A 25,317-nucleotide genomic window follows, 5' to 3' on the forward strand; every position below is an offset into this window, starting at 1 on the left:
GTGATTCTGAGTTTTTTATCTTCCCTTTCTATTAAGAAAAATAAGGCAAAGAGAATTACGGAAAGTGTATGAAATGGTTTACTTTTTTTCAGAAATAAGCTATACTAGTTTACGTGAAACTATGATAAAATGGAGGTATTGTGTATGGTTGACAAGCAAGTCATTGAAGAAATCAAAAACAATGCCAACATTGTGGAAGTCATAGGTGACGTGATTTCTTTACAAAAGGCTGGACGGAACTATTTAGGGCTCTGTCCTTTTCATGGTGAAAAGACCCCCTCTTTCAACGTTGTGGAAGACAAGCAGTTTTATCACTGTTTTGGATGTGGTCGTTCAGGAGATGTCTTTAAGTTCATCGAAGAATACCAAGGCGTGTCCTTCATGGAAGCCGTTCAGCTCTTGGGAGAGCGCGTCGGTATTCAGCTGGCTATGCCCGTACAGTCTCGTCCTCATCAGGCTTCCCCTCATCAAGCTCTATATGATATGCATGAAGAAGCTGCCCGTTTTTACCATGCCATCCTCATGACGACCAAGATGGGAGAAGAAGCAAGGGCTTATCTCTACAAACGTGGATTGACAGATGATGTTCTGAAGCATTTCCAGATTGGACTGGCTCCAGCAGAGAGAACCTATCTCTATCAACGTTTGGCTGACAAGTTCGAGGAAAAGGATTTATTGGATTCGGGCTTGTTTTATCTGTCAGATGGCAATCAGTTTTATGATACTTTTTTTGGACGTATCATCTTTCCTTTGACCAACGATAAGGGGCAAGTTATTGCCTTTTCAGGTCGTATTTGGCAAGAAACAGATAATCAGACTGCCAAGTACAAAAATAGTCGTTCGACTGCAATTTTTAATAAGAGTTACGAATTGTATCATTTGGACAAGGCTAAAAAAGCAACTGGAAAGACAGCAGAACTCTACCTGATGGAAGGCTTCATGGATGTGATCGCGGCCTACCGTGCTGGTATAGAAAATGCTGTGGCTTCTATGGGGACAGCGCTGAGCAAGGAGCATGTTGATCACCTCAAACGCTTTACCAAAAAAATTGTTCTCAGCTATGATGGCGACAAAGCAGGGCAGGCAGCAACAGCCAAGGCTCTAGAGGAGTTAAAAGACTTTTCAGTGGAGGTTGTTCGGGTACCTGATGCCATGGACCCAGATGAGTATTTGCAAAAGAATTCTGCTGAAGACCTGGCTTACCTCTTAACAAAGACTCGGATCAGTCCTATAGAGTTCTATATTCACCAACTCAAGCCTGAGAATAGTGATAACTTGCAAGCGCAAATCGAGTTCATTGAAAAGATTGCGCCCTTAATTGCCAAAGAAAAGTCGATCACCGCCCAGAATTCCTATATCCACATTCTGGCGGATAATCTACCTTCCTTTGATTACCAGCAAGTAGAACAGATTGTAAATGAAAGTCGGATTGTTCAAAGGCAGGAGAGGGTAAAGGAGCAACCTACACCCGTAGCGATTAGTTTACCTGTAACGAGGCAACTGACGGCTGTTATGAGAGCAGAGGCTCATCTCCTTTATAGGATGGCAGAGAATCCAGTTGTGTTAAATGACTATCGATTAAGAGGAGATTTTTTCTTTGATACCCCAGAATTTCAGATTCTTTACGAATTATTAAGTGTAGAGGGAGAAATCGGATCAGAGGAACTGTCTCATCAGACTCCTGAGGTTGAAAATGCCTGGTACCATGTTCTTGGTCTAGATTTGCCAACAGAGATGTCGCCTCAAGAACTTTCTGAAGTCGAAGAGACTCGTAACCGTGCCCTCCTCAGCAAGGACAATTTAAGGATTAAAAAGAAAGTGCAGGAAGCTAGTCATGTAGGAGATACAGACACAGCATTGGAAGAATTGCAACGATTGATTTCCCAAAAGAGAAGAATGGAGTAATAATGGCAACAAAACAAAAAGAAGTAACCACATTTGATGTGCAAGTAGCAGACTTTATCCGTAACCACAAAAAAACAGGAACAGCAACAGACGATGAAATCAACTCAAGTCTGGTTATTCCTTTTACTTTAGATGCAGACGGCATTGAAGACCTTTTGCAACGGATTCAGGATGCTGGAATTTCTATCACGGATAACGAAGGGAATCCAAGTGCACGTGTCCTTAGTACAGAAGAAGAGCCTGAACTTAGTGATGAGGATTTGATTGGCTCAACCTCTGCTAAGGTTAATGACCCTGTTCGTATGTATTTGAAGGAAATTGGGGTCGTTCCTCTCTTGACCAATGAAGAAGAAAAAGAATTGGCTTTAGCTGTTGAAGCTGGTGATATCGAAGCCAAACAGCGTCTTGCAGAAGCCAACCTTCGTTTGGTAGTTTCGATTGCGAAGCGATACGTAGGTCGTGGCATGCAGTTTCTTGACTTGATCCAAGAAGGAAACATGGGCTTGATGAAAGCCGTGGACAAATTTGACTATTCAAAAGGCTTTAAGTTTTCTACTTATGCAACTTGGTGGATTCGTCAGGCGATTACTCGTGCCATCGCTGATCAGGCGCGTACCATTCGTATCCCTGTTCACATGGTGGAAACCATTAACAAGCTTGTCCGTGAACAACGTAATCTCCTTCAAGAATTGGGTCAAGATCCAACACCTGAACAAATCGCTGAGCGCATGGATATGACACCTGACAAGGTGCGTGAAATCTTGAAAATCGCCCAAGAGCCAGTATCTCTTGAAACACCTATTGGTGAAGAGGACGATAGCCATCTCGGGGACTTTATCGAAGACGAAGTAATTGAGAATCCAGTGGACTACACAACTCGTATCGTTTTGCGTGAGCAGTTGGATGAAGTCTTGGATACTCTCACAGACCGTGAAGAAAACGTTCTGCGCCTTCGTTTCGGGCTGGACGATGGGAAAATGCGTACCCTTGAAGATGTTGGTAAAGTCTTTAACGTAACTCGTGAACGTATCCGTCAGATCGAGGCCAAGGCTTTGAGAAAACTACGTCAACCAAGTCGTAGCAAACCGCTTCGTGATTTTATTGAAGATTAAGAGTGAGGATGAACATGGCTTATACAGAAGAGCAAATTGAGGTTATCAAAACCCGCATTTTAAATGCTTTGGAAGAAGTAATTGACCCTGAGTTGGGAATTGATATTGTCAACTTAGGTTTGATTTATGAAATTCGTTTTGATGGTGAAACTGGTCACACTGAAATTGATATGACCTTGACAACTATGGGCTGCCCATTGGCAGATCTCTTGACGGACCAGATTCACGATGCGATGACAGATGTTCCTGAGGTAACCAATACCGAAGTTAAATTGGTCTGGTATCCAGCTTGGACTGTTGAGAAAATGAGTCGCTATGCACGTATCGCCCTAGGAATTAAATAAACAGTAGAAAAATATGAGAGACGATTGGAAAATAGGGTAAATTCCTCCTTTTTCCTCTGGTCTCTCTTTCTTTTGCTGATTTTCTAGAAATAAAATGGTATAATGAAAGGTATGGAAAACGAAAAATTGCGTATTAATATGCTAAGTTCAAGTGAAAAAGTGGCTGGTCAAGGAGTATCAGGAGCCTACCGTGAGTTGGTACGTCTTCTACATCGTGATGCCCAAGACCAGTTAATTGTTACGGAGAATCTTCCTGTTGAGGCAGATGTAACTCACTTTCATACCATTGATTTCCCTTATTATTTATCTACATTTCAAAAGAAGCGATCTGGGAGAAAAATTGGCTATGTGCATTTTTTGCCTGATACGCTTGAGGGGAGTTTGAAAATTCCATTTTTCTTAAAGGGAATTATCAAACGTTATGTTTTTTCATTTTACAACCGAATGGAACACTTGGTGGTGGTTAATCCCATGTTTATCGAGGATTTGGTGGCGGCTGGTATTCCACGTGAAAAAGTAACTTATATTCCAAACTTTGTAAATAAGGAAAAATGGCATCCACTGCCAGCTGACCAAGTAGCAAAACTTCGTCAGGAAATGGATTTAGCTGAGGATCAGTTTGTTGTTGTTGGTGCGGGTCAGGTTCAGAAACGTAAAGGGATTGATGACTTTATCCGTCTTGCTGAGGAATTGCCAGAAATTACTTTTATTTGGGCTGGTGGTTTTTCATTTGGTGGAATAACAGATGGTTATGAACGCTATAAAAAAATCATGGACAATCCACCTAAAAATCTAATTTTTCCAGGTATTGTTCCTCCAGAGCGAATGCGAGAGCTTTATGCTTTAGCGGATCTCTTCTTGCTACCAAGTTACAATGAACTATTCCCAATGACCATCTTAGAGGCAGCTAGTTGTGAAGCACCGATTATGCTAAGGAATTTAGATCTATACAAGGTCATTCTCGAAGGGAATTATCGTGCTACCAGTGATGTTTCAGAGATGAGAGAAGCTATTCTCGAATACAAAAATCATCCTGAAAAGTTGAAAGACTTGAAAGAAAAAGCTAGAGAGATTTCTAAAGAGTATTCCGAGGAACATTTACTGGAAATCTGGTTGAAGTTCTATCGGGAGCAGGCGTCTTTGGGCAAAAAGTGAGGTAATTTATGCGAATTGGTTTATTTACAGACACTTATTTTCCTCAGGTTTCTGGGGTTGCGACCAGTATTCGAACCTTAAAGACAGAGCTTGAGAAGCAAGGACATGCAGTTTTTATCTTTACAACAACAGATAAAGATGTGAATCGCTATGAGGATTGGCAAATTATCCGAATACCAAGTGTTCCCTTCTTTGCATTTAAGGATCGACGTTTTGCTTATCGTGGCTTTACAAAAGCGCTTGAAATTGCTAAACAGTATCAGCTAGATATCATTCATACTCAAACAGAGTTTTCACTAGGTTTGTTAGGGATTTGGATTGCGAGAGAGTTAAAAATTCCTGTTATCCATACCTACCATACCCAGTACGAAGATTATGTGCATTATATTGCGAAGGGTATGCTGATTCGTCCAAGTATGGTAAAATATCTGGTACGGGGCTTTCTTCACGATGTTGATGGAGTGATTTGTCCTAGTGAGATTGTTCGGGACCTTCTCTCTAAGTACAAGGTCAAGGTTGAAAAGCGGGTTATTCCAACTGGTATTGAGTTAACTAAATTTGAACGCCCTGAGATTAAGGAAGAGAATTTAGCTTCCCTTCGATCTAAACTTGGAATAAAAGAAGACGAGAAAATGTTACTGAGTCTTTCTCGTATCTCCTATGAGAAGAATATCCAAGCGGTACTAGTCGCCTTCGCGCAGGTTTTGAAAGAAGAAGACAAGGTGAAACTGGTTGTTGCTGGTGACGGTCCTTATCTGGACAGTCTGAAAGAACAAGCTGTCCAGTTACAAATTCAAGATCAGGTGATTTTTACTGGTATGATCGCCCCAAGTGAAACAGCCTTGTACTATAAGGCGGCAGATTTCTTTATCTCTGCATCCACTAGTGAAACCCAAGGATTGACTTATCTAGAGAGTCTAGCTAGTGGAACGCCTGTCATCGCTCATGGTAATCCTTATCTGGATAATCTGATTAATGACAAGATGTTTGGAATTCTCTACTATGGAGAACAGGACCTTGCAGGTGCCATCTTGGAGGCTTTGATTGCCACTCCAGATATGGATGAGCAAAAGTTGGCTGACAAGTTGTATGAGATTTCGGCTGAGAATTTTGGGAAACGAGTTCACGAGTTTTACCTTGATGCCATTATTTCAAATAATTTTGAACAAGAATTGCTCGATGGAGAACCTATGAGCCAACGTTTTCTAAAAACCATTTTATATCTACCTCAACAAGCAGTCAGCGCCCCTGTAAAAGAATCTAAACGCATTCTGAAGGCGTCTAAAAAACAGTTGTCCAGTATGCGAGACTACTGGAAAGATTAACAAAAAGTAAAAAAGGAGGAATAAAAGATGGCGAAAAAATTTATGAGAAGTGGGAAAGATCAAAAAATTGGAGGCGTTTGCGCCGGTGTTGCCAACTATTTTGATATTGATCCGACGATTGTCCGAGTGATTTGGGGAGTTCTAGCCTTTTGTTATGGAGCAGGGGTTCTTGCTTACTTGATTTTGTGGGCAATTGCACCTGTTTCTACAGAATATTAAATTAAAATTATAGAGTGAAAAGGAGAAACTATGGCTTTTGGAGATAATGGTAACCGTAAAAAAACAATGTTTGAAAAGGTGACACTTGTTGTCGTGCTCATCATGTTGTTTGTAACCCTTGCTGGTATCTTTGCAACTGCGCTTGGAGCTTTTAGCAGATTCTAAGCGAGATACGAGGTTAGAAACAATAACTAATGACTGGGATTTCCCAGCCTTTTTAAAGTGAGAAAAAAATATGAGTATGTTTTTAGATACAGCCAAGATTAAGGTCAAGGCTGGTAATGGTGGCGATGGCATGGTTGCCTTTCGTCGTGAAAAATATGTCCCTAATGGCGGTCCTTGGGGTGGTGATGGTGGACGTGGAGGTAATGTTGTTTTCGTGGTAGACGAAGGCTTGCGTACCTTGATGGATTTCCGCTATAACCGTCATTTCAAGGCTGATTCCGGTGAAAAAGGAATGACCAAAGGAATGCACGGTCGTGGTGCAGAAGATCTTCGTGTTCGGGTACCCCAAGGAACTACTGTTCGTGATGCGGAAACAGGTAAAGTCATTACAGACTTGATTGAACATGGTCAAGAATTTATCGTGGCTCATGGCGGTCGAGGTGGTCGTGGAAATATCCGTTTTGCCACTCCAAAAAATCCTGCACCTGAAATCTCTGAGAATGGAGAACCAGGGCAAGAACGTGAGTTGCAACTGGAATTGAAAATCTTAGCAGATGTTGGTCTAGTCGGTTTCCCATCTGTTGGAAAGTCAACTTTGCTTAGTGTCATCACTTCAGCTAAACCTAAAATCGGTGCTTACCACTTTACGACGATTGTCCCTAATTTAGGTATGGTTCGTACGCAGTCAGGGGAATCTTTTGCAGTAGCTGACCTTCCAGGTTTGATTGAAGGAGCTAGTCAAGGTGTTGGTCTTGGAACCCAGTTTCTTCGTCATATCGAACGCACTCGAGTTATCCTTCATATCATCGATATGTCGGCTAGCGAAGGACGTGATCCTTATGAGGACTACCTTGCTATCAATAAGGAATTGGAATCCTATAACCTTCGTCTCATGGAACGTCCACAGATCATCGTGGCTAACAAGATGGATATGCCTGAAAGTCAGGAAAATCTGAAAACTTTTAAGGAAAAATTGGCAGCAAACTACGACGAGTTCGAGGAACTTCCAGCCATCTTCCCTATTTCTGGTCTGACAAAGCAAGGGTTGGCGACTCTTTTGGAAGCGACAGCTGAATTGTTAGACAAGACTCCAGAATTCCCAATCTATGATGAATCCGATATGGAAGAAGAGGCTTACTACGGCTTTGACGAGGAAGAAAAGGCCTTTGAGATTAGCCGTGATGATGATGCGACATGGGTACTTTCTGGTGAGAAACTCATGAAACTCTTTAACATGACCAACTTTGACCGTGACGAATCAGTCATGAAGTTTGCCCGTCAGCTTCGTGGTATGGGTGTTGACGAAGCCCTTCGTGCACGTGGCGCCAAAGATGGTGATTTGGTTCGCATCGGTAAATTTGAGTTTGAATTTGTAGACTAGGAGATTGATATGGGAGATAAACCAATATCATTCCGAGATGCAGATGGAAATTTTGTTTCTGCAGCAGATGTGTGGAATGAAAAGAAACTAGAAGAATTGTTTAATCGTCTCAATCCTAAACGTGCTCTTCGATTGGCACGTACAAAGAAAGAAGAAACACAGTCAAAGAAATAAAAAATTCCCGTGATCTTTTAATCACGGGATTTGTTTTATTCACTAAAGAAAAATGGTGGCGCATATTTTTTAAGACTCTCAAAACAAGCCTGCGCTTTTGTAGCATCTTCACAGATAATCATGCAGACATCATCTCCACAAAGGGTTGCAACGATATCTGGAAAGGCCAAGGAATCAATTACAGATCCAAACGATTGGGCTAAACCGGGTAAAGTTTTCAAAATAACCTGGTGTTGCACAGGACGCAGCATAACAAGAGCGTCTTCCATATAGTTTTCAAGACGTTTTTCCCACTTGGAGATAGAGCCTGTATTTAGCACATAATAAGAATTGTCCTCTTCGCGCACTTTTGAAAGGTTCATGGTTTTGATATCGCGTGATAAGGTAGCCTGAGTAACTTGGATATCATTTTCCGCTAATAATGCTTGTAATTCAGCTTGTGTATGGATTTTGTTTTTTGAAACGAGGGCGCGGATAAGTTGGTGTCTGTGTTCTGATTTGTTCATAAAGTAAGTACTCCTTTTACAAGGTAAGCGTGGACTGAACGAAAATGTCAGTCGGGTGGTAGGCGGTATTGTCACGTATGATGATTTCACAGTCAGTAGGATAAAGAACTAGATGGAGAGATTCTCCTTCTTTTAACTTGTCACTAGTTGGGTGCAGATAAACTGGGTAGCGATCCGTTCATCTACATTAATGTTCTTTAATGACAGTGATTCATTCAATTTGGGTAGCTTTTTGTCACGGCTTGTTGTGAATTCACTCTAAATGTAATTCACAGTGATTTCCAACATGTGGTCTAGTAGCGTGTATGATAAATGGTTACACATGTTGGTTAGAGGGAGTATCTTTTGTCCAAGTTCTATCTAGGGCTTCTAAAATGCTTTCAGATGAACTGGATTTGATACAAAGTTTATGTTTGATTCGACTGTTCAAGTGGAAAACTTTGGTTATAGGAAGTTCAATGGTCAAATTCATTGACTTTTCCTTTGAATACTTCCATATTGAAAGTCTGGTAGATTATACCTTTTGACAAGGTAGGATAAGATTAGACTGTGCTAAATCAACAGTCAACTGATAGTCTGTATTATCTCGAATTGTAATCTCAAAGTCTGTTGTATAGAGAACCAAACGGAGAGTATCTCCTTCTTTAAGTTTGTAGATAGTTGGTTGAAACTCTAGCTTGAAGTCCATCCATTCATTTGGTTGGATTTCTTCAATCGTCAAGAGATTGGTTCGATTTTGAAGATTAAGGTAGCCTTTGGTGATGACACGTTGGGCACTTGGGTTGAATGGCAGTTCACAGAGATTTTCTAACATGTGGTAACGACCGTTGTCAATGGTTCTAGCACTTAAAACAGCTGGATAAGGTTGCAGATATTTCTTTTGTCCAAGTTCTAACAGTTGGGCTGATAATAAGCCCTTGTTCGTACTCGATTTGACACGAAGTTTCAGCTCCACTCGCCCATTTAAGTGAATGTCTTGACTTACTGGAAGGTCAATGGTGATCTGATTGGCTTTTCCTTGGTAAAGTTCAGTGTTGAAGGTCTGGTAAGTCTTACCATAACGATCAAAATCTTTTTGATCATACTGGTTTTGAATCACTTTTTCCTCATTACCAAGAGAGAAGGTATGCAGTTCATCCTGTTTGCCAAAGTTATCAAGACCTTGCCATTTTTGCGGTGCGATATTGTCCTGCCAGATGACAGTCGGAAGTTGATAGCCTGAGTCAAGTCCTAACAATTTCTTACTCAACAAGGCATTCATGGACTCGCGGAAGTCGATCGACTGCCAGTTGTTCATATAGACATGGGCACCATGATGGAAAAAGAGGTGCTTATTGATATGGCTAGGAAGGGCATGAAACATCTGGTAAACATGAAGAGGTTTGACGTTCCAATCCTGGGAACCATGCGTAAAGACGACCTCAGCTTGAACCTTGTGAGCATTGAGCAGATAGTTGCGGTCATGCCAAAACTGATTGTAGTCACCAGTCTTGCGATCGAGTTTCTCTTTAACCTTTTCTAAGTCTGCTTGATGAGCTCCATTACCACGAATATAGTCACCAGCTTGGAGGTTGCGAGAGTAGGTCAATTCAGCAAGTGAGTCAAAATCCTCACCCGGATAACCACCTGGGCTGGTCACCAGACCATTTTCACGATAGTAGTTATACCAAGAGGAAATACCTGCTTCTGCGATGATGACTTCCAAACCATCAACAGCAGTTGTCGCAAGACCATTGGACATGGTACCTAGATAGGAAATACCTGTTGTTGCGACTTTGCCGTTTGACCAGTCAGCCTTGATTTGGCGCTTGCGCGTGTGGTCCGTGAAAGCACGACAACGACCATTAAGCCAATCAATGACATTTTTATAAGCTTCAATCTGCTGGTAGTCACCATTGGTCATGAGACCTTGAGAATCTTTGGTTCCAACACCCGATACATAGAGATTGGCAAATCCACGTGGGAGGAAGTAGTCATTTAGAGTATATGAGCTATTGATATGAGATAGCTTTTCTTCAGCTTCTGTGACAACTTCTGCTTGACCATGAGGTTCGACTAAATTCAGCTTAGGTTCTTCAAGTTCAATGGTGTGGGGCGGTTTGACCTCAAGCTCTCCCTCCATTTTATAGAGAGCCTTGTCACTGGCTTTGTCGTTGGTCCCTTGGTGGTAAGGGCTAGCAGTCATGACTGAAGGAATCTGTCCATCATAACGCGGGCGAATAATGCTGACCTTGACTAAGTCAGGGAGTCCGTCGTTATCAGTATCCACACGACTCTCGACATACACGACTTCACGAATGACATCATGAGTAGAGAAGGTTGCCAAGCTCTTACCGTTAAAGTAGTGGTAGTGATTGTCTTCTGAAATGAGTCCATCACTAACAAGCTGATCGATGAGCGTATTTCCTTTTTTCGTTCGCGTATTGAGTAACTGATAAAGATTTTCAATGAGATCTCCATAAACAATAGGAAAACCAGTTTCTTTACGAAACTGTTCGGCATCCTCAAAGTCAACAAGATAGCTAAATCCTAAAAGTTGAAAAACTACTGTGTAGAAAATCTCCGCAGTTAACTCACGGTCTGACTGGAAAAAGGTTACTAAATCTGTTTCTTTATCCGCAGCCAAAGTCGACAAGGCATAATCCGTGTTAGAATAAGTGAAAAAACTCCAACGAATGAAGTCTTCAAACTGTCTTTTTAAGGACAGTTGGGGTGACAGCTTTAGACCAAGACCTTCTAATTCCTCAAATCGTTGAGAACTAGTGGTTGGTTGGTAGCTGAATTGATTAAAACGCATGTTTTTCTCCTTTGAAAACAGACTGGATTTATTATATCAAAAAAGAGGGGAAAATGGAATAAATAAACTTAAATGAAATAAATTTCTTAAACCAGCATATCTATTTGGTAAGTTATTATAAAATGCTGAATAAATACCATAGGAGTAAGCCTTTTTCTAGAGATTTTTATATGTAAAACTGCATATAACTCCTATCTTTATTATTCTTCGTTTGGTATAAATATATCTAAATTTACATTTAAAACTATCATATAATATTAATTTTTTATTTTCTTCCTTTGAAAAATGAAGAATTTAACAGTAAGAAGAGAAGAAGTTTGTAACTGATGATATTGAAAAGAAAGTGCAGAGTTGCTTCAATATCCAGCTTAAAATGGTATAATAGTAGTAAAACGAAAGCAAGGAGGAGAATAAATGATTGCACAGCTCGACACCAAGACTGTTTATAGTTTTATGGAAAGTGTGGTTTCGATTGAAAAATACGTACAAACGGCTAAAGAGTATGGCTATTCTCACCTTGCTATCATGGATGTGGACAATCTCTACGGGGCTTATCATTTTTTAGAAGTGACTCGAAAATATGGAATCCAACCTTTAATTGGTCTTGAAATGAAATTGATTATAGACGAGAAGGAGATTTCTTTCCGTTTTCTAGCTTTGTCTACTAAAGGTTACCAGGAGTTGATGAAGTTATCCACTTTAAAAATGACTGGACGGAAAAATTGGTCTGACTTCACCTCCCACCTCGAAGATGTTGCTATTATTGTTCCCTATTTTGAGGGAATCGAACAGTTAGATTTAGGCTATGACTATTTTATTGGTGTCAATCCAGATACTCCTCAAGAAGTCTATACCAGACCTATTCTTCCACTCTATCAAGTCAATTCTTTTGAAAAAGAAGACCTACAGGTTTTACAAATCTTGTCAGCAGTCAAGGAAAATGTCAGCCTAAGAGAAGTGGATCTGCATTCGCAACAGGGGATTTTTTTACCCGCCTCAGATTTAGAAGCTAGATTTAAAAATCGCTTCCCTCAGGCGCTTGCCAATCTCCAGGAGTTGATAGAGAATATAAGCTATCAAATCGACCCAAGTCTAAAACTTCCTCGCTTTAATCCTGAAAGACCAGCAGTAGAAGAACTTCGAGAGAGGGCTGAGCAAGGCTTGAGTGACAAGGGGTTGACCTCAGCTATCTATCATGAGCGACTGAATGAGGAATTGGCTGTGATTCATGATATGGGCTTTGACGACTATTTCCTTGTAGTTTGGGATTTGCTCCGTTTTGGACGTTCCCAAGGATATTATATGGGAATGGGGCGTGGTTCTGCTGTGGGTAGTCTGGTGGCCTACTCACTTAACATCACAGGGATTGATCCGGTTGAGAAGAACTTGATTTTCGAGCGCTTTTTAAATCGTGAGCGCTATACCATGCCCGATATCGATATCGACATTCCTGACCTCTATAGACCAGAGTTCATTCGCTATGTTCGTGATCGCTATGGCAGTCAACACGTGGCACAGATTGTCACTTATTCGACCTTTGGAGCAAAACAGGCAATTCGTGATGTTTTCAAACGCTATGGTGTTCCAGAGTATGAATTAACCAATATTACGAAAAAAATCAGTTTTCGAGATACGCTAACGACAGCCTATGAAAAGAATTTACAGTTTAGGCAGGTCATCAATAGTAAGATTGAATATCAAAAAGCTTTTGAGATTGCTCGAAAGATTGAAGGGTATCCTCGTCAGACCTCTATCCATGCCGCTGGGGTTGTTATGAGTGACCAAGACCTGACGGACTATATTCCGCTAAAATACGGTGAGGATATGCTGATCACCCAGTATGATGCACATGGTGTTGAAGCTAATGGCCTTTTAAAAATGGACTTCCTAGGTCTGCGTAACTTAACTTTTGTCCAAAAAATGCAGGAATTACTGGCTGAGTCAGAAGGTGTTCATCTGAGAATCGAGGATATTGATTTGGAAGACAAAGAAACCTTGGCTCTCTTTGCTTCTGGGAATACTAAAGGAATTTTTCAATTTGAACAACCTGGCGCTATTCGACTCTTGAAACGAGTTCAGCCACAAGTCTTTGAAGAGGTAGTAGCCACAACCTCGCTCAACAGACCAGGGGCAAGCGATTATATTGATAATTTTGTAGCTCGTAAGCATGGCAAAGAAAAGGTGACGGTGCTAGATTCTGCCTTGGAGGACATTCTGTCATCAACCTATGGTATTATGCTCTACCAAGAGCAGGTCATGCAGGTAGCTCAACGCTTTGGAGGCTTCAGTCTTGGTAAAGCCGATATTCTCAGACGAGCCATGGGTAAGAAAAATGCTAAAGAGATGCATTTGATGAAGGAAGATTTTATCACGGGAGCTATGAAATTGGGGCATACAGAAGAAAAGGCCAACCAAGTTTTTGCAGTGATGGAAAAGTTTGCAGGCTATGGATTTAACAGATCCCACGCTTATGCCTACTCAGCGCTGGCTTTCCAGCTTGCTTATTTCAAGACGCATTATCCTGCTATTTTCTTTCAAGTCATGTTGAATTATTCAAGTAGTGATTACATTGTAGATGCATTGCAGATGGGCTTTGAAGTGGCTCCCTTAGCAATCAACAGCATCCCCTATCATGATAAGATTACCCAAGAGAAAATCTATCTTGGTCTCAAAGCCATTAAGGGAATGCCAAGAGATTTTTCTTACTGGATTATCGAAAATCGTCCTTTCTCAAGTATCGAAGATTTCGTCACACGTCTCCCCAAGAATTACAAGAAACTGTCGCTTTTGACTCCTTTGGTTGAACTAGGGCTTTTTGATGAATTTGACAAGAATCGCCAGAAAATCCTAGTGAATCTGCCCAACCTATTTGTTTTTGTTGAGGAGTTAGGTGGACTCTTTGCGGATACAAATTATAGTTGGACTGAAGCTGATGATTTTACTGAGGCAGAGAAATTTTACAAGGAGCAGGAACTGATTGGGGTAGGTATCAGTGCCCATCCTCTCCAAACTCTTGCCAAACAAGCCCTATATTCGACGACGCCAATCACTAATCTAACTGAGGGAGCTCAAGCAACTCTCCTAGTTGAAGTTCAAAAAATTAAAGTGATTCGAACCAAAAAAGGCGAGAGTATGGCCTTTCTACAGGTACATGATAGCAAGTCTCGGATGGATGTAACTGTATTTTCAGAACAATATAGAAAATTTGTTTCCATTTTATCCGAAGGGAAATTTTACTATATCAATGGTAAAGTTCAATCTCGAGATGGTCGTCTGCAAATGATTGCACAAGATTTGAAAGAAGCAGTAGCGGAACGATTCTGGATTCAAGTTAAAAATCATGAATACGATAAAGAGATTTCAAATATCCTAGAACAATACAAAGGCCCAATCCCTGTCATTATCAGGTATGAGGAGGAGCAAAAAACAGTTGTTTCTACACGGCATTTTGTAAAAAAAGAGCTTGCCTTACAGGAGAAATTAAAGGAAATCACCATGAAAACGATTTATCGCTAAAAATACGAAAAATAGAAGAATTTTCGATTTAAATGTGGTATAATCAGTAAGAATGTTAAAAGGAAAAGGAGCAAAAACCAAATGAAACGTATTGCTGTTTTGACCAGTGGTGGAGACGCCCCTGGTATGAATGCTGCCATCCGTGCAGTAGTTCGCCAAGCAATCTCAGAAGGAATGGAAGTGTTTGGTATCTATGATGGATACGCTGGTATGGTTGCCGGAGAAATTTATCCACTTGATGCTGCTTCAGTAGGAGACATCATTTCCCGTGGTGGTACTTTCCTTCACTCTGCTCGTTACCCTGAGTTTGCACAACTCGAAGGTCAACTTAAAGGGATTGAGCAGTTGAAAAAACACGGTATCGAAGGTGTCGTTGTTATCGGTGGTGACGGTTCTTATCACGGAGCTATGCGCTTGACTGAGCATGGATTCCCTGCTATCGGACTTCCAGGTACAATCGATAACGATATCGTAGGTACTGACTTCACAATCGGATTTGATACTGCAGTTACGACCGCAATGGATGCAATCGATAAAATTCGTGATACATCATCAAGTCACCGTCGTACTTTCGTTGTTGAAGTAATGGGACGTAATGCTGGTGATATCGCACTTTGGGCAGGTATTGCAACTGGTGCTGATGAAATCATTATCCCTGAAGAAGGCTTCAAGATGGAAGATATCGTAGCTAGTATCAAAGCTGGTTATGAATGTGGTAAAAAACACAACATCATCGTTTTGGCCGAGGGGGTTATGTCTGCCAATGAATTTGGTAAGAAACTCAAGGAAGCAGGAGATACTAGTGACCTTCGTGTGACTGAGCTTGGACATATCCAACGTGGTGGTTCACCAACCGCTCGTGACCGTGTATTAGCGTCACGTATGGGAGCACACGCTGTTAAACTTCTCAAACAAGGAATCGGTGGTGTTGCTGTTGGTATCCGTAACGAAAAAATGGTTGAAAACCCAATTCTTGGAACAGCAGAAGAAGGAGCCTTGTTCAGCCTAACTGCTGATGGCAAAATCGTTGTTAACAACCCTCACAAAGCTGACCTTGAACTTGCTAGCTTGAACAAGAGCTTGTCATAATCAACTTTAACTAATCTGGTAAAATGACCATAAAAGGTCAAATTATATAAAGGAGTCACAAATCATGAATAAACGTGTAAAAATCGTTGCAACTTTGGGTCCTGCGGTTGAAATCCGTGGTGGAAAGAAATTCGGTGATGACGGATACTGGGGTGAAAAACTTGACGTTGAAGCTTCAGCAAAAAACATTGCTAAATTGATTGAAGCGGGAGCTAACACTTTCCGTTTCAACTTCTCACACGGTGACCACCAAGAACAAGGTGAACGTATGGCAACTGTTAAACTTGCAGAAAAGCTTGCAGGTAAAAAAGTTGGTTTCCTTCTTGATACTAAAGGACCAGAAATCCGTACTGAATTGTTCGAAGGTGAAGCTAAAGAGTACTCATACAAAACTGGTGAAAAAATCCGTGTTGCAACTAAACAAGGAATCAAATCAACTCGTGAAGTGATTGCTTTGAACGTTGCTGGTGCCCTTGATATCTACGATGATGTTGAAGTTGGTCACCAAGTTTTGGTTGACGATGGTAAATTGGGTCTTCGTGTTTTCGCAAAAGACGATGCAACTCGTGAATTTGAAGTAGTCGTTGAAAATGACGGTATCATTGCTAAGCAAAAAGGTGTAAACATCCCAAACACTAAAATTCCTTTCCCAGCTCTTGCTGAACGTGATAACGATGATATCCGCTTTGGTCTTGAACAAGGTATCAACTTCATCGCGATCTCATTCGTCCGTACTGCAAAAGACGTTGACGAAGTTCGTGCAATCTGTGAAGAAACTGGTAACGGTCACGTTCAATTGTTTGCGAAAATCGAAAACCAACAAGGTATCGATAACTTGGATGAAATCATTGAAGCTGCTGATGGTATCATGATTGCTCGTGGAGACATGGGTATCGAAGTACCATTCGAAATGGTTCCAGTTTACCAAAAAATGATCATCACTAAAGTGAACGCAGCAGGTAAAGTTGTTATCACAGCAACAAACATGCTTGAAACAATGACTGAAAAACCACGTGCAACTCGTTCAGAAGTATCAGACGTATTTAACGCTGTTATCGACGGAACTGACGCTACAATGCTTTCAGGTGAGTCTGCAAACGGTAAATACCCACTTGAGTCAGTAACAACAATGGCTACAATTGACAAGAACGCACAAACTCTTCTTAATGAATACGGACGTTTGAACTCAGATTCATTTGAACGTAACTCTAAGACAGAAGTTATGGCTTCAGCTGTTAAAGATGCTACTAACTCAATGGATATCAAATTGGTTGTTACCCTTACTAAGACTGGTCACACAGCTCGTTTGATTTCTAAATACCGTCCAAATGCTGATATCTTGGCATTGACATTTGACGAATTGACAGAGCGTGGATTGATGTTGAACTGGGGTGTTATCCCAATGTTGACTGAAGCTCCATCATCAACTGATGATATGTTCGAAATCGCTGAACGTAAAGCGGTTGAAGCAGGTCTTGTAGAATCTGGTGACGATATCGTTATCGTTGCAGGTGTACCAGTTGGAGAAGCTGTTCGTACAAACACAATGCGTATCCGTACAGTACGTTAATCTAACACAAAAACCTATCATTTCAAGCCGAAAAGCTTGAGTGATAGGTCTTTTTTTATCAAAATGGAATGGTATTTAGTAAATAGGAATGGGAAAAAACTGAAAATTATGGTATAATAGAATGAAGAGACCTTTTTAGTAAATTTTGAAAGAGTAAAACATGAGAAAAATTGTCATCAATGGTGGACGTCCATTGCAAGGTGAGATCACCATTAGTGGTGCTAAAAATAGTGTTGTAGCGCTTATTCCAGCTATTATCTTATCAGATGATATTGTCACTTTAGATTGTGTTCCAGATATTTCAGACGTTGCTAGTCTTGTCGAAATCATGGAAATTATGGGGGCGACTGTTAAGCGTTATGATGATGTCTTGGAGATTGATCCAAGAGGCGTTCAAAACATTCCTATGCCTTATGGCAAGATTAATAGCTTGCGTGCTTCTTATTATTTCTACGGAAGTCTTTTAGGTCACTTTGGTGAAGCTACAGTTGGCCTTCCTGGTGGATGTGATCTGGGGCCTCGTCCGATTGACCTTCACTTAAAAGCCTTTGAAGCCATGGGTGCTAAGGTCAGCTATGAGGGAGATAATATGAATTTATCTGCCCAAGGTAAGGGACTTCACGGAGCAAGTATTTACATGGATACCGTCAGCGTTGGTGCAACGATTAACACTATGATTGCTGCGGTTAAAGCTAAGGGACGCACTGTCATTGAAAATGCGGCTCGTGAACCAGAAATCATTGATGTGGCTACCCTTTTGAACAATATGGGGGCCCACATTCGTGGTGCAGGGACTGATATTATCATTATTGATGGTGTTGAGAAACTTCATGGAACGCGTCACCAAGTCATTCCAGACCGTATCGAAGCTGGAACCTATATTTCACTTGCTGCAGCGGTAGGAAAAGGAATTCGCATTAACAACGTTCTCTATGAACACTTAGAAGGTTTTATCGCCAAACTAGAGGAAATGGGCGTTCGTATGACGGTCTCAGAAGACAGCATCTTCGTTGAAGAACAGTCTAGTTTGAAGGCCATCAATATCAAAACAGCTCCCTATCCAGGGTTTGCAACTGATTTGCAACAGCCTATCACGCCACTTTTACTAACTGCCAAAGGTCGTGGAACCATTATTGATACGATTTACGAGAAACGTGTTAATCATGTCTTTGAGTTAGCGAAAATGGATGCAGATATTACGACTACAAATGATCACATTATCTACAACGGTGGTCGTAAGTTACACGGGGCAAGTGTAAAAGCTACAGACTTGCGAGCTGGTGCAGCACTTGTTATTGCTGGCTTGATGGCTGAAGGTAAAACTGAAATTACAAATATTGAGTTTATCTTGCGTGGCTACTCAGATATTATTGAGAAATTGCGTAGTCTTGGAGCGGATATTACACTCATTGAAGACTAAACCGTTGAGGTGATTATGAATATTTGGACCAAATTAGCAATGTTTTCTTTTTTTGAAACGGAGCGCTTGTATTTGCGTCCTTTCTTTTTTAGTGACAGTCAAGCGTTTTTCGAGATTGCTTCCAATCCTGAAAATTTGCAGTTTATTTTTCCTAGTCAAGCAAGTTTAGAAGAAAGTCAATACGCGCTTGCCAACTATTTTATGAAGGCTCCTCTAGGTGTTTGGGCTATTTGTCTCCAAGGAAATCAGGAAATGATTGGCTCCATTAAATTTGAAAAGATTGATGAAATCAAAAAAGAAGCAGAAATTGGTTATTTCTTAAAAAAGGATTCTTGGTCACAAGGTTATATGACAGAAGTAGTTACCAAGCTTTGTCAGCTTTCCTTTGAAGAATTTGGTTTAAAACAATTATCCATCATCACTCATCTGGAGAATCAGGCTAGTCAAAAAGTAGCCTTAAAATCAGGCTTTAGTCTCTTCCGACAGTTTAAGGGGAGCGACCGCTATACACGAAAAATGAGGGACTATCTTGAATTTCGATATATAAAAGGAGAATTCAATGAGTAAACACCAGGAAATTTTGTCCTATCTGGAAGAGTTGCCAATTGGGAAAAGAGTTAGTGTTCGCAGTATCTCTAATCACTTAGGTGTTAGTGATGGAACCGCCTACCGAGCTATCAAAGAAGCTGAAAATCGTGGCATCGTTGAAACTCGGCCACGTAGTGGAACCATACGAGTTAAGCCAAAGAAAGTGGCTATTGAACGGCTAACCTATGCTGAAATCGCTGAAGTCACCTCCTCTGAGGTTTTAGCCGGTCAGGAAGGGCTGGAGAGAGAGTTTAGCAAATTTTCCATTGGGGCCATGACAGAGCAGAATATCCGATCCTATCTCCATGATGGTGGTCTTGTGATCGTAGGTGACCGTACTCGTATTCAACTTCTAGCCTTGGAAAATGAAAATGCGGTCCTCGTGACAGGTGGTTTCTATGTTCAGGACGATGTTCTTGAGTTGGCCAATAAAAAAGGGATTCCAGTTCTAAGAAGTAAAGATGACACTTTTACAGTAGCGACCATGATTAACAAAGCTCTCTCAAACGTTCAAATCAAAACCGATATTCTGACAGTTGAAAAGCTCTATCGTCCCAGTCATGAGTATGGTTTTTTGAGAGAAACCGATACAGTCAAAGACTATCTAGACTTGGTTCGTAAGAACAGAAGTAGCCGTTTTCCAGTCGTTAACCAACACCAAGTGGTTGTTGGGGTTGTTACTATGCGTGACGCAGGAGACAAGTCTCCCAGTACAACGATTGACAAGGTGATGACGCGTAGTATCTTCGTAACAGGGTTAGCGACCAATATTGCCAATGTCAGTCAACGAATGATTGCAGAAGACTTTGAGATGGTTCCGGTAGTTAGAAGCAACCAAACCCTACTCGGTGTCGTAACACGACGAGATGTCATGGAAAAGATGAGCCGTTCCCAAGTTTCTGCTTTGCCGACTTTCTCAGAGCAAATCGGGCAAAAACTGTCTTATCATCATGATGAAGTCGTCATAACTGTTGAGCCCTTCATGTTGGAGAAAAATGGTGTCCTTGCTAATGGAGTCTTGGCTGAAATTCTCAACCATATGACCCAAGACCTCGTTGTGAATAGCGGACGTAATCTCATCATTGAACAGATGTTGATTTATTTCTTGCAGGCTGTACAGATAGATGATACTCTGCGGATTCGGGCTCGTATTATTCACCACACGAGACGCTCAGCTATTATTGATTATGATATTTATCATGGTCATCAGATTGTTTCAAAAGCAAATGTTACAGTTAAAATTAATTAGAATCTAGGAGAAAAAATGATAACTTTAAAATCAGCACGTGAAATCGAAGCCATGGACAAGGCTGGTGATTTCCTAGCAAGTATCCATATAGGCTTACGTGATTTGATTAAGCCAGGCGTAGATATGTGGGAAGTTGAAGAGTACGTTCGTCGACGTTGTAAAGAGGAAAATTTCCTTCCTCTACAGATTGGCGTGGATGGTGCGGTCATGGATTACCCCTATGCTACCTGTTGCTCTCTCAACGACGAAGTAGCTCACGCTTTTCCACGTCATTACATCTTGAAAGATGGCGATTTGCTCAAGGTTGACATGGTACTTGGTGGTCCGATTGCCAAATCCGATCTCAATGTATCTAAACTCAACTTTAATAATGTTGAGCAAATGAAAAAATACACCCAGAGCTATACTGGCGGTTTAGCTGACTCATGTTGGGCTTATGCGGTTGGTAAACCGTCTGAAGAAGTGAAAAACTTGATGGACGTGACCAAGGAAGCTATGTATATAGGGATTGAGAAAGCAGTTGTTGGCAATCGAATCGGTGATATCGGTGCAGCCATTCAAGAATACGCTGAAAGTCGCGGTTATGGTGTCGTACGTGATTTGGTTGGACACGGAGTTGGTCCCACTATGCATGAAGAACCAATGGTTCCTAACTACGGTATTGCAGGCCGTGGACTCCGTCTCCGTGAAGGAATGGTACTAACCATTGAACCCATGATCAATACTGGTGACTGGGAAATCGATACAGATATGAAGACCGGCTGGGCTCATAAGACTATTGATGGCGGCCTATCTTGTCAATATGAACACCAGTTCGTGATTACCAAAGACGGTCCAGTTATCTTGACTAGTCAAGGTGAAGAAGGAACGTATTAAAATAAAGGGAGCTTAGCTCCTTTTTTTGTGTCAAATTTAGTCAAAATAAATAAGCGTAGCAGACTTCTTACAAATTTATTCTTTTGTAGTAAAATAGGATTAGAATTTTGAGAAAGTAGGTAATTCGTTGGAGTCGATTATATTTCTAGTATCCGTTTTTTTAGCAGGTATTCTGTCCTTCTTTTCACCCTGCATCTTTCCTTTGCTACCTGTCTATGCTGGTATTTTACTGGATGATCAGGGAAATTCGAAAAGCTTTCGATTTTTTGGAAGAGACGTTGCATGGTCAGGCTTAATTCGGACATTGTGCTTTATTGCAGGAATCTCCCTCATTTTCTTTATTTTAGGATTTGGAGCCGGATTCCTAGGGCACATGCTCTATGCAGACTGGTTTCGTTATGCTATGGGGACAGTCATTATTCTTTTAGGGCTTCACCAGATGGAAATCTTGCATTTCAATAAACTGGAAGTTCAAAAGACAGTCACCTTCAAACAATCAAAGTCAAATCACTATCTATCAGCCTTTTTACTTGGGATAACCTTTAGTTTTGGATGGACTCCTTGTATCGGACCAGTTTTAAGTTCGGTCTTAGCTCTAGCGGCTTCAGGAGGGAATGGTGCTTGGCAAGGAGCAGTGTTAACATTAGTATACACATTGGGGATGGCTCTTCCTTTCCTTGTTTTGGCCTTAGCGTCGGGCTGGATCATGCCCTATTTTAGTAAACTAAAACCCCATATGATCCTACTAAAGAAAATTGGGGGAGCCTTGATTATTTTGATGGGATTATTATTAATGCTAGGGCAGTTAAATGCCTTGTCAGGAATTCTTGGATAAAAGGAGAAAAAATGAAAAAAGTTATTTTTGCTGGATTGAGCCTCATGTCTCTATTCTTGTTGATTGCCTGTGGTGAAAAAGAAACCAAACAGACAAGCAGTCCAAAACAACCTGCTGTACAACAAATCGCAGTCGGTAAAGATGCACCAGACTTCACATTACAGTCTATGGATGGCAAAGAAGTGAAGTTATCAGACTATAAAGGGAAAAAAGTTTATTTGAAATTCTGGGCTTCTTGGTGTGGACCATGTAAAAAAAGCATGCCTGAGTTGATGGAATTAGCTGCCAAACAAGATCGAGACTTTGAAATCTTGAGTGTCATTGCACCTGGTCTACAAGGTGAAAAAACAGTTCAAGACTTTCCAAAATGGTTTCAAGAACAAGGCTACAAGGATATACCAGTTTTGTATGATACCCAAGCAACCGCCTTTCAAGCCTACCAAATTCGTAGTATTCCAACAGAATACTTGATTGACAGTCAAGGTAAAATCGGAAAAATCCAATTTGGTGCTATTAGCAATGCTGATGCAGAAGCGGCTTTTAAAGAAATGAAATAAAGAAAAAATCGCGATTGTTCGCGATTTTTTTATAGTTTTTCATTGATAAAGCGGATAAATTGATTCCACCAAACCTTCAAAAAGAAGGCTTTTTCTACTTTCTTTTCAGAAACCATTTCAAAAGATGGTTTGTCAGAAGTGAGATAGCCCTGTCCGACCAAATCCTGGTCATCATAGGTTAGAGTACCAACAACCTTGCCTTCTTCCAATGGAGCCATTTCTGATGTTGACTTTGGTGTGAATTGGAGGGCTGGTGTAGTACCGCTTCCGATGCGTTGGACGATGGAAATGTCTGACTTAGCAATAGCTGTCACATTATCTTCTTTACCATCAAGAACTGTTACTTTACTATCATTGTATGCTTCACCTTTCTGAACGACTGTTTTTAAGGCAAAATTTGCAGAAATATAATCTAAAAGTGCAGAAGTAGCAGTAAAACGTGCATAAGGGTTGGTATCTTGTTGGTCTGCATTCAAAACAACCGTAATAATACGCATCCCTTTCTCAACAGTTGTTCCAACGAATGAAGCACCAGCTTTATCAGTAGTACCTGTCTTTAGTCCATCAATTCCACCACGATAGGCAGGCATTCCCTCCAACATATAGTTGGTTGAGTGGATTTCAAGTCCTGCAAAGGTAGAAGTTGGTTTTTTGGTGATTTCCAAAACCTGAGGATAATCTCGTATGAGGTTACGAGCGACGATTGCAACGTCGTAGGCACTCAACTTGTTTTCATCGTCTTTCTTTGAACCTGGATAGATATTATCGCCAAGGGTCTCATTATTTAAACCAGTAGTGTTTACAATAGTTGCATCTTGGATTCCCCATTCAAGAAGTTTAGCCCTCATTTTGTCTACAAAGTCTTTCTCAGAACCAGCAATCTTTTCTGCTAGCGCAATTGCAGCACTGTTTGCACTGGATACCATTGTAGCCTCTAATAGTTGTTCAACAGTATAATTTCGAGCTTCCATTGGGACGTTACTGGCCTCAGAATTAGTTGTAAGTTTGTAAGGATAGTCCGAAATATCAACCGGTGTTGACAGACTGATAGTCCCTTGTTCCAAGGCTTCATAGACCAAATAAACTGTAACCAGTTTTGTAATAGAAGCAATTTCTACAGGCTGATTTGCATCTTTTTCGTAGAGGATTTTTCCAGTTGTAGCCTCGACAGCAATGGCATGTTTAGCAGCAACATCAAACCCCTGAGCAGAAACAGTAGAAGCTGTTCCAAAAACTAAAAGTGTCATAAAAGATAAAATTATTTTTTTCATATTAGCTTTATTTTATCATAAAGAAAAAAAATATTCTCGCTTTTTTACTATAGCCATCTTATCTTTTTCAGAAATATGGTAAAATAGAGAGAAGGAGGATACCTATGTTCCGTAGAAACAAATTATTTTTTTGGACAGCTGAAATTTTATTATTAACACTGATTTTCTATCTTTGGAGAGAAATGGGGGCTATCATTACTCCCTTTGTGACGGTTGTGAATACCATCATGATTCCATTTTTGCTCGGTGGATTTTTTTACTATATTACAAATCCAATCGTTACTTTCTTAGAAAAGAGATGTAAAATCAATCGTCTAATTGGTGTCTTGGTCACTCTTTGTGCCTTAATTGGCGTTATCGTTGTAGGAGTCGTTTATCTCTTGCCGATTTTGATTAATCAGTTGACCAGCTTGATTATTTCTAGTCAAAACATCTATAGTAGACTACAAGATTTGATCATCGATTTGTCCATGAATCCAGTCTTCCAAAATATAGATATTCAACAAACAATTCAACAACTTAATCTCTCCTATGTGGATATCCTCCAGAATATCCTGAATAGCGTCAGCAATAGTTTAGGAAGCGTTCTTTCAGCCCTGTTTAGTACAGTTCTAATTCTCATTATGACCCCTGTATTCTTGATTTATTTCTTATTGGATGGTCATAAGTTGCTACCAATGTTGGAACGTACCGTCTTAAAACATGACAAATTGAATCTTTCGAGCCTTTTAACCAATCTCAATACAACCATAGCGCGCTATATCAGTGGAATTGCGATTGATGCGGTTATTATTGGATGTTTGGCCTATATTGGTTATAGCGTTATCGGATTAAAGTACGCCCTAGTTTTTGCTATTTTTTCTGGAATTGCAAATTTGATTCCTTATGTTGGTCCAAGTATTGGCTTGATTCCAATGGTGATTGCGAATGTGTTCACGGATCCTCATCGTATGTTGATTGCGGTTGCTTATATGCTTATTATTCAGCAGATTGACGGAAATGTTCTCTATCCACGCATCGTTGGAGGAGTTATGAAAGTGCATCCGATTACGATTTTGGTGCTCCTCTTACTGTCAAGTAATATCTACGGTGTCATAGGGATGGTCGTAGCAGTACCTACGTACTCCATTTTTAAAGAAATTACTAAGTTCTTAGCGAAATTATATGAAAACCATAAAGAAGCTAAGGAATTGGAAAAAACAGAATCAAATTAAAATCAGGGAAACCTGATTTTTTGATGAAAATACTATCGCCAACCAAAAA

The 25,317-nt window shown here is 40.6% G+C and carries 22 protein-coding genes; 19 read left to right on the top strand and 3 right to left on the bottom strand.

All coding sequences use genetic code 11. The features are described 5' to 3' along the window. The first annotated feature begins 144 nt into the window (after positions 1-144). The 9 genes from dnaG to NML69_RS02880 all read left to right on the top strand — a co-directional run bounded on the left by dnaG (position 145) and on the right by NML69_RS02880 (position 7,780). The gene (gene dnaG / locus NML69_RS02840; protein WP_254725246.1) at positions 145-1,905 is read left to right on the top strand and encodes a DNA primase; all 1,761 of its coding nucleotides are present in this window, start codon (positions 145-147) and stop codon (positions 1,903-1,905) included. 2 nt (positions 1,906-1,907) lie between these two features. Continuing rightward, on the top strand, positions 1,908-3,017 hold the full coding sequence (rpoD, locus tag NML69_RS02845) for an RNA polymerase sigma factor RpoD (protein ID WP_000201893.1): 1,110 nt from the start codon (positions 1,908-1,910) through the stop codon (positions 3,015-3,017). A 14-nt stretch (positions 3,018-3,031) separates the two neighbouring features. Next, entirely contained in the window at positions 3,032-3,361 is a 330-nt protein-coding gene (locus tag NML69_RS02850; protein ID WP_025168449.1) for a metal-sulfur cluster assembly factor, read from the top strand. Positions 3,362-3,472: 111 nt separating this feature from the next. Beyond that, positions 3,473-4,516 carry a glycosyltransferase family 4 protein gene (locus tag NML69_RS02855; protein ID WP_254725247.1) on the top strand — a complete coding sequence of 348 codons (1,044 nt, stop codon included), beginning with the start codon at positions 3,473-3,475 and terminating at the stop codon, positions 4,514-4,516. A gap of 8 nt (positions 4,517-4,524) precedes the next feature. After that, entirely contained in the window at positions 4,525-5,841 is a 1,317-nt protein-coding gene (locus NML69_RS02860) for a glycosyltransferase family 4 protein (RefSeq protein WP_254725248.1), read from the top strand. A gap of 27 nt (positions 5,842-5,868) precedes the next feature. Further along, entirely contained in the window at positions 5,869-6,060 is a 192-nt protein-coding gene (locus NML69_RS02865) for a PspC domain-containing protein (RefSeq protein ID WP_001074501.1), read from the top strand. A gap of 30 nt (positions 6,061-6,090) precedes the next feature. Then, positions 6,091-6,225 (top strand): DUF4044 domain-containing protein, encoded by a 135-nt coding sequence (locus NML69_RS02870; protein ID WP_000863864.1) that lies wholly within the window; start codon positions 6,091-6,093, stop codon positions 6,223-6,225. Between the two features lie 70 nt (positions 6,226-6,295). Then, positions 6,296-7,606 (top strand): GTPase ObgE, encoded by a 1,311-nt coding sequence (gene obgE / locus NML69_RS02875; protein ID WP_254725249.1) that lies wholly within the window; start codon positions 6,296-6,298, stop codon positions 7,604-7,606. Positions 7,607-7,615: 9 nt separating this feature from the next. After that, a complete protein-coding gene (locus tag NML69_RS02880; protein ID WP_000502578.1) occupies positions 7,616-7,780 on the top strand; it encodes a hypothetical protein in 165 nt (54 codons plus the stop codon). A 35-nt stretch (positions 7,781-7,815) separates the two neighbouring features. Here NML69_RS02880 and NML69_RS02885 read toward each other — a convergent pair whose 3' ends face one another. Both NML69_RS02885 and NML69_RS02890 read right to left on the bottom strand, forming a co-directional pair. Further along, a complete protein-coding gene (locus NML69_RS02885; RefSeq protein WP_001043018.1) occupies positions 7,816-8,286 on the bottom strand; it encodes an arginine repressor in 471 nt (156 codons plus the stop codon). Positions 8,287-8,800: 514 nt separating this feature from the next. Further along, entirely contained in the window at positions 8,801-11,083 is a 2,283-nt protein-coding gene (locus tag NML69_RS02890; RefSeq protein WP_254725250.1) for a Xaa-Pro dipeptidyl-peptidase, read from the bottom strand. 414 nt (positions 11,084-11,497) lie between these two features. Between NML69_RS02890 and NML69_RS02895 the strand changes: the two genes are divergently transcribed. The 9 genes from NML69_RS02895 to sdbB all read left to right on the top strand — a co-directional run bounded on the left by NML69_RS02895 (position 11,498) and on the right by sdbB (position 22,783). Then, a complete protein-coding gene (locus tag NML69_RS02895) occupies positions 11,498-14,599 on the top strand; it encodes a DNA polymerase III subunit alpha (protein ID WP_254725251.1) in 3,102 nt (1,033 codons plus the stop codon). Positions 14,600-14,680: 81 nt separating this feature from the next. Further along, positions 14,681-15,688, top strand: a complete 1,008-nt coding sequence (gene pfkA, locus NML69_RS02900) for a 6-phosphofructokinase (protein ID WP_254725252.1) — start codon at positions 14,681-14,683, stop codon at positions 15,686-15,688. Positions 15,689-15,752: 64 nt separating this feature from the next. Continuing rightward, the gene (pyk, locus tag NML69_RS02905) at positions 15,753-17,258 is read left to right on the top strand and encodes a pyruvate kinase (RefSeq protein WP_254725253.1); all 1,506 of its coding nucleotides are present in this window, start codon (positions 15,753-15,755) and stop codon (positions 17,256-17,258) included. Positions 17,259-17,418: 160 nt separating this feature from the next. Continuing rightward, positions 17,419-18,678: a UDP-N-acetylglucosamine 1-carboxyvinyltransferase gene (locus NML69_RS02910; protein ID WP_254725254.1), complete on the top strand. Its 1,260-nt coding sequence runs from the start codon at positions 17,419-17,421 to the stop codon at positions 18,676-18,678. 15 nt (positions 18,679-18,693) lie between these two features. After that, on the top strand, positions 18,694-19,245 hold the full coding sequence (locus tag NML69_RS02915) for a GNAT family N-acetyltransferase (protein ID WP_001028743.1): 552 nt from the start codon (positions 18,694-18,696) through the stop codon (positions 19,243-19,245). Further along, complete coding sequence (spxR, locus tag NML69_RS02920) at positions 19,238-20,515, top strand: CBS-HotDog domain-containing transcription factor SpxR (protein WP_033605659.1); 1,278 nt, start codon at positions 19,238-19,240, stop codon at positions 20,513-20,515. The genes NML69_RS02915 and spxR overlap by 8 nt, the downstream gene beginning before the upstream one ends. Positions 20,516-20,530: 15 nt before the next feature. Continuing rightward, on the top strand, positions 20,531-21,391 hold the full coding sequence (locus tag NML69_RS02925) for a methionyl aminopeptidase (RefSeq protein ID WP_084880654.1): 861 nt from the start codon (positions 20,531-20,533) through the stop codon (positions 21,389-21,391). A 127-nt stretch (positions 21,392-21,518) separates the two neighbouring features. After that, positions 21,519-22,226 (top strand): thiol-disulfide oxidoreductase-associated membrane protein CcdA2, encoded by a 708-nt coding sequence (gene ccdA2, locus NML69_RS02930; protein WP_000443812.1) that lies wholly within the window; start codon positions 21,519-21,521, stop codon positions 22,224-22,226. Positions 22,227-22,237: 11 nt separating this feature from the next. Further along, positions 22,238-22,783, top strand: a complete 546-nt coding sequence (gene sdbB, locus NML69_RS02935; protein WP_000755589.1) for a thiol-disulfide oxidoreductase-associated lipoprotein SdbB — start codon at positions 22,238-22,240, stop codon at positions 22,781-22,783. 29 nt (positions 22,784-22,812) lie between these two features. Here the strand turns inward: sdbB and pbp3 are convergent, their stop codons facing one another. Beyond that, positions 22,813-24,054 (bottom strand): D-alanyl-D-alanine carboxypeptidase PBP3, encoded by a 1,242-nt coding sequence (gene pbp3 / locus NML69_RS02940; RefSeq protein WP_254725255.1) that lies wholly within the window; start codon positions 24,052-24,054, stop codon positions 22,813-22,815. A 104-nt stretch (positions 24,055-24,158) separates the two neighbouring features. On the opposite strand from pbp3, the gene NML69_RS02945 reads away from it, so the two are divergent. Beyond that, positions 24,159-25,268, top strand: coding sequence for an AI-2E family transporter (locus NML69_RS02945; protein ID WP_042768674.1), 1,110 nt, complete (start codon positions 24,159-24,161; stop codon positions 25,266-25,268). Positions 25,269-25,317: the final 49 nt, after the last annotated feature.

The sequence above is a fragment of the Streptococcus sp. CF8-6 genome (assembly GCF_024295845.1).
GTDB classification, from domain to species: Bacteria; Bacillota; Bacilli; order Lactobacillales; family Streptococcaceae; genus Streptococcus; species Streptococcus oralis_BO.

What these genes read in the sequence shown, in the direction of transcription:
- NML69_RS02865 (WP_001074501.1), top strand. Translation starts at nt 5,869, where the DNA reads ATGGCGAAAAAATTTATGAGAAGTGGGAAAGATCAAAAAATTGGAGGC.
- rpoD (WP_000201893.1), top strand. Translation starts at nt 1,908, where the DNA reads ATGGCAACAAAACAAAAAGAAGTAACCACATTTGATGTGCAAGTAGCA.
- sdbB (WP_000755589.1), top strand. Translation starts at nt 22,238, where the DNA reads ATGAAAAAAGTTATTTTTGCTGGATTGAGCCTCATGTCTCTATTCTTG.
- spxR (WP_033605659.1), top strand. Translation starts at nt 19,238, where the DNA reads ATGAGTAAACACCAGGAAATTTTGTCCTATCTGGAAGAGTTGCCAATT.
- NML69_RS02850 (WP_025168449.1), top strand. Translation starts at nt 3,032, where the DNA reads ATGGCTTATACAGAAGAGCAAATTGAGGTTATCAAAACCCGCATTTTA.
- pbp3 (WP_254725255.1), bottom strand. Translation starts at nt 24,054, where the DNA reads ATGAAAAAAATAATTTTATCTTTTATGACACTTTTAGTTTTTGGAACA.
- NML69_RS02915 (WP_001028743.1), top strand. Translation starts at nt 18,694, where the DNA reads ATGAATATTTGGACCAAATTAGCAATGTTTTCTTTTTTTGAAACGGAG.
- dnaG (WP_254725246.1), top strand. Translation starts at nt 145, where the DNA reads ATGGTTGACAAGCAAGTCATTGAAGAAATCAAAAACAATGCCAACATT.
- pyk (WP_254725253.1), top strand. Translation starts at nt 15,753, where the DNA reads ATGAATAAACGTGTAAAAATCGTTGCAACTTTGGGTCCTGCGGTTGAA.
- NML69_RS02910 (WP_254725254.1), top strand. Translation starts at nt 17,419, where the DNA reads ATGAGAAAAATTGTCATCAATGGTGGACGTCCATTGCAAGGTGAGATC.
- obgE (WP_254725249.1), top strand. Translation starts at nt 6,296, where the DNA reads ATGAGTATGTTTTTAGATACAGCCAAGATTAAGGTCAAGGCTGGTAAT.
- NML69_RS02855 (WP_254725247.1), top strand. Translation starts at nt 3,473, where the DNA reads ATGGAAAACGAAAAATTGCGTATTAATATGCTAAGTTCAAGTGAAAAA.
- pfkA (WP_254725252.1), top strand. Translation starts at nt 14,681, where the DNA reads ATGAAACGTATTGCTGTTTTGACCAGTGGTGGAGACGCCCCTGGTATG.
- NML69_RS02945 (WP_042768674.1), top strand. Translation starts at nt 24,159, where the DNA reads ATGTTCCGTAGAAACAAATTATTTTTTTGGACAGCTGAAATTTTATTA.
- NML69_RS02895 (WP_254725251.1), top strand. Translation starts at nt 11,498, where the DNA reads ATGATTGCACAGCTCGACACCAAGACTGTTTATAGTTTTATGGAAAGT.
- NML69_RS02870 (WP_000863864.1), top strand. Translation starts at nt 6,091, where the DNA reads ATGGCTTTTGGAGATAATGGTAACCGTAAAAAAACAATGTTTGAAAAG.
- NML69_RS02925 (WP_084880654.1), top strand. Translation starts at nt 20,531, where the DNA reads ATGATAACTTTAAAATCAGCACGTGAAATCGAAGCCATGGACAAGGCT.
- NML69_RS02860 (WP_254725248.1), top strand. Translation starts at nt 4,525, where the DNA reads ATGCGAATTGGTTTATTTACAGACACTTATTTTCCTCAGGTTTCTGGG.
- NML69_RS02885 (WP_001043018.1), bottom strand. Translation starts at nt 8,286, where the DNA reads ATGAACAAATCAGAACACAGACACCAACTTATCCGCGCCCTCGTTTCA.
- NML69_RS02890 (WP_254725250.1), bottom strand. Translation starts at nt 11,083, where the DNA reads ATGCGTTTTAATCAATTCAGCTACCAACCAACCACTAGTTCTCAACGA.
- NML69_RS02880 (WP_000502578.1), top strand. Translation starts at nt 7,616, where the DNA reads ATGGGAGATAAACCAATATCATTCCGAGATGCAGATGGAAATTTTGTT.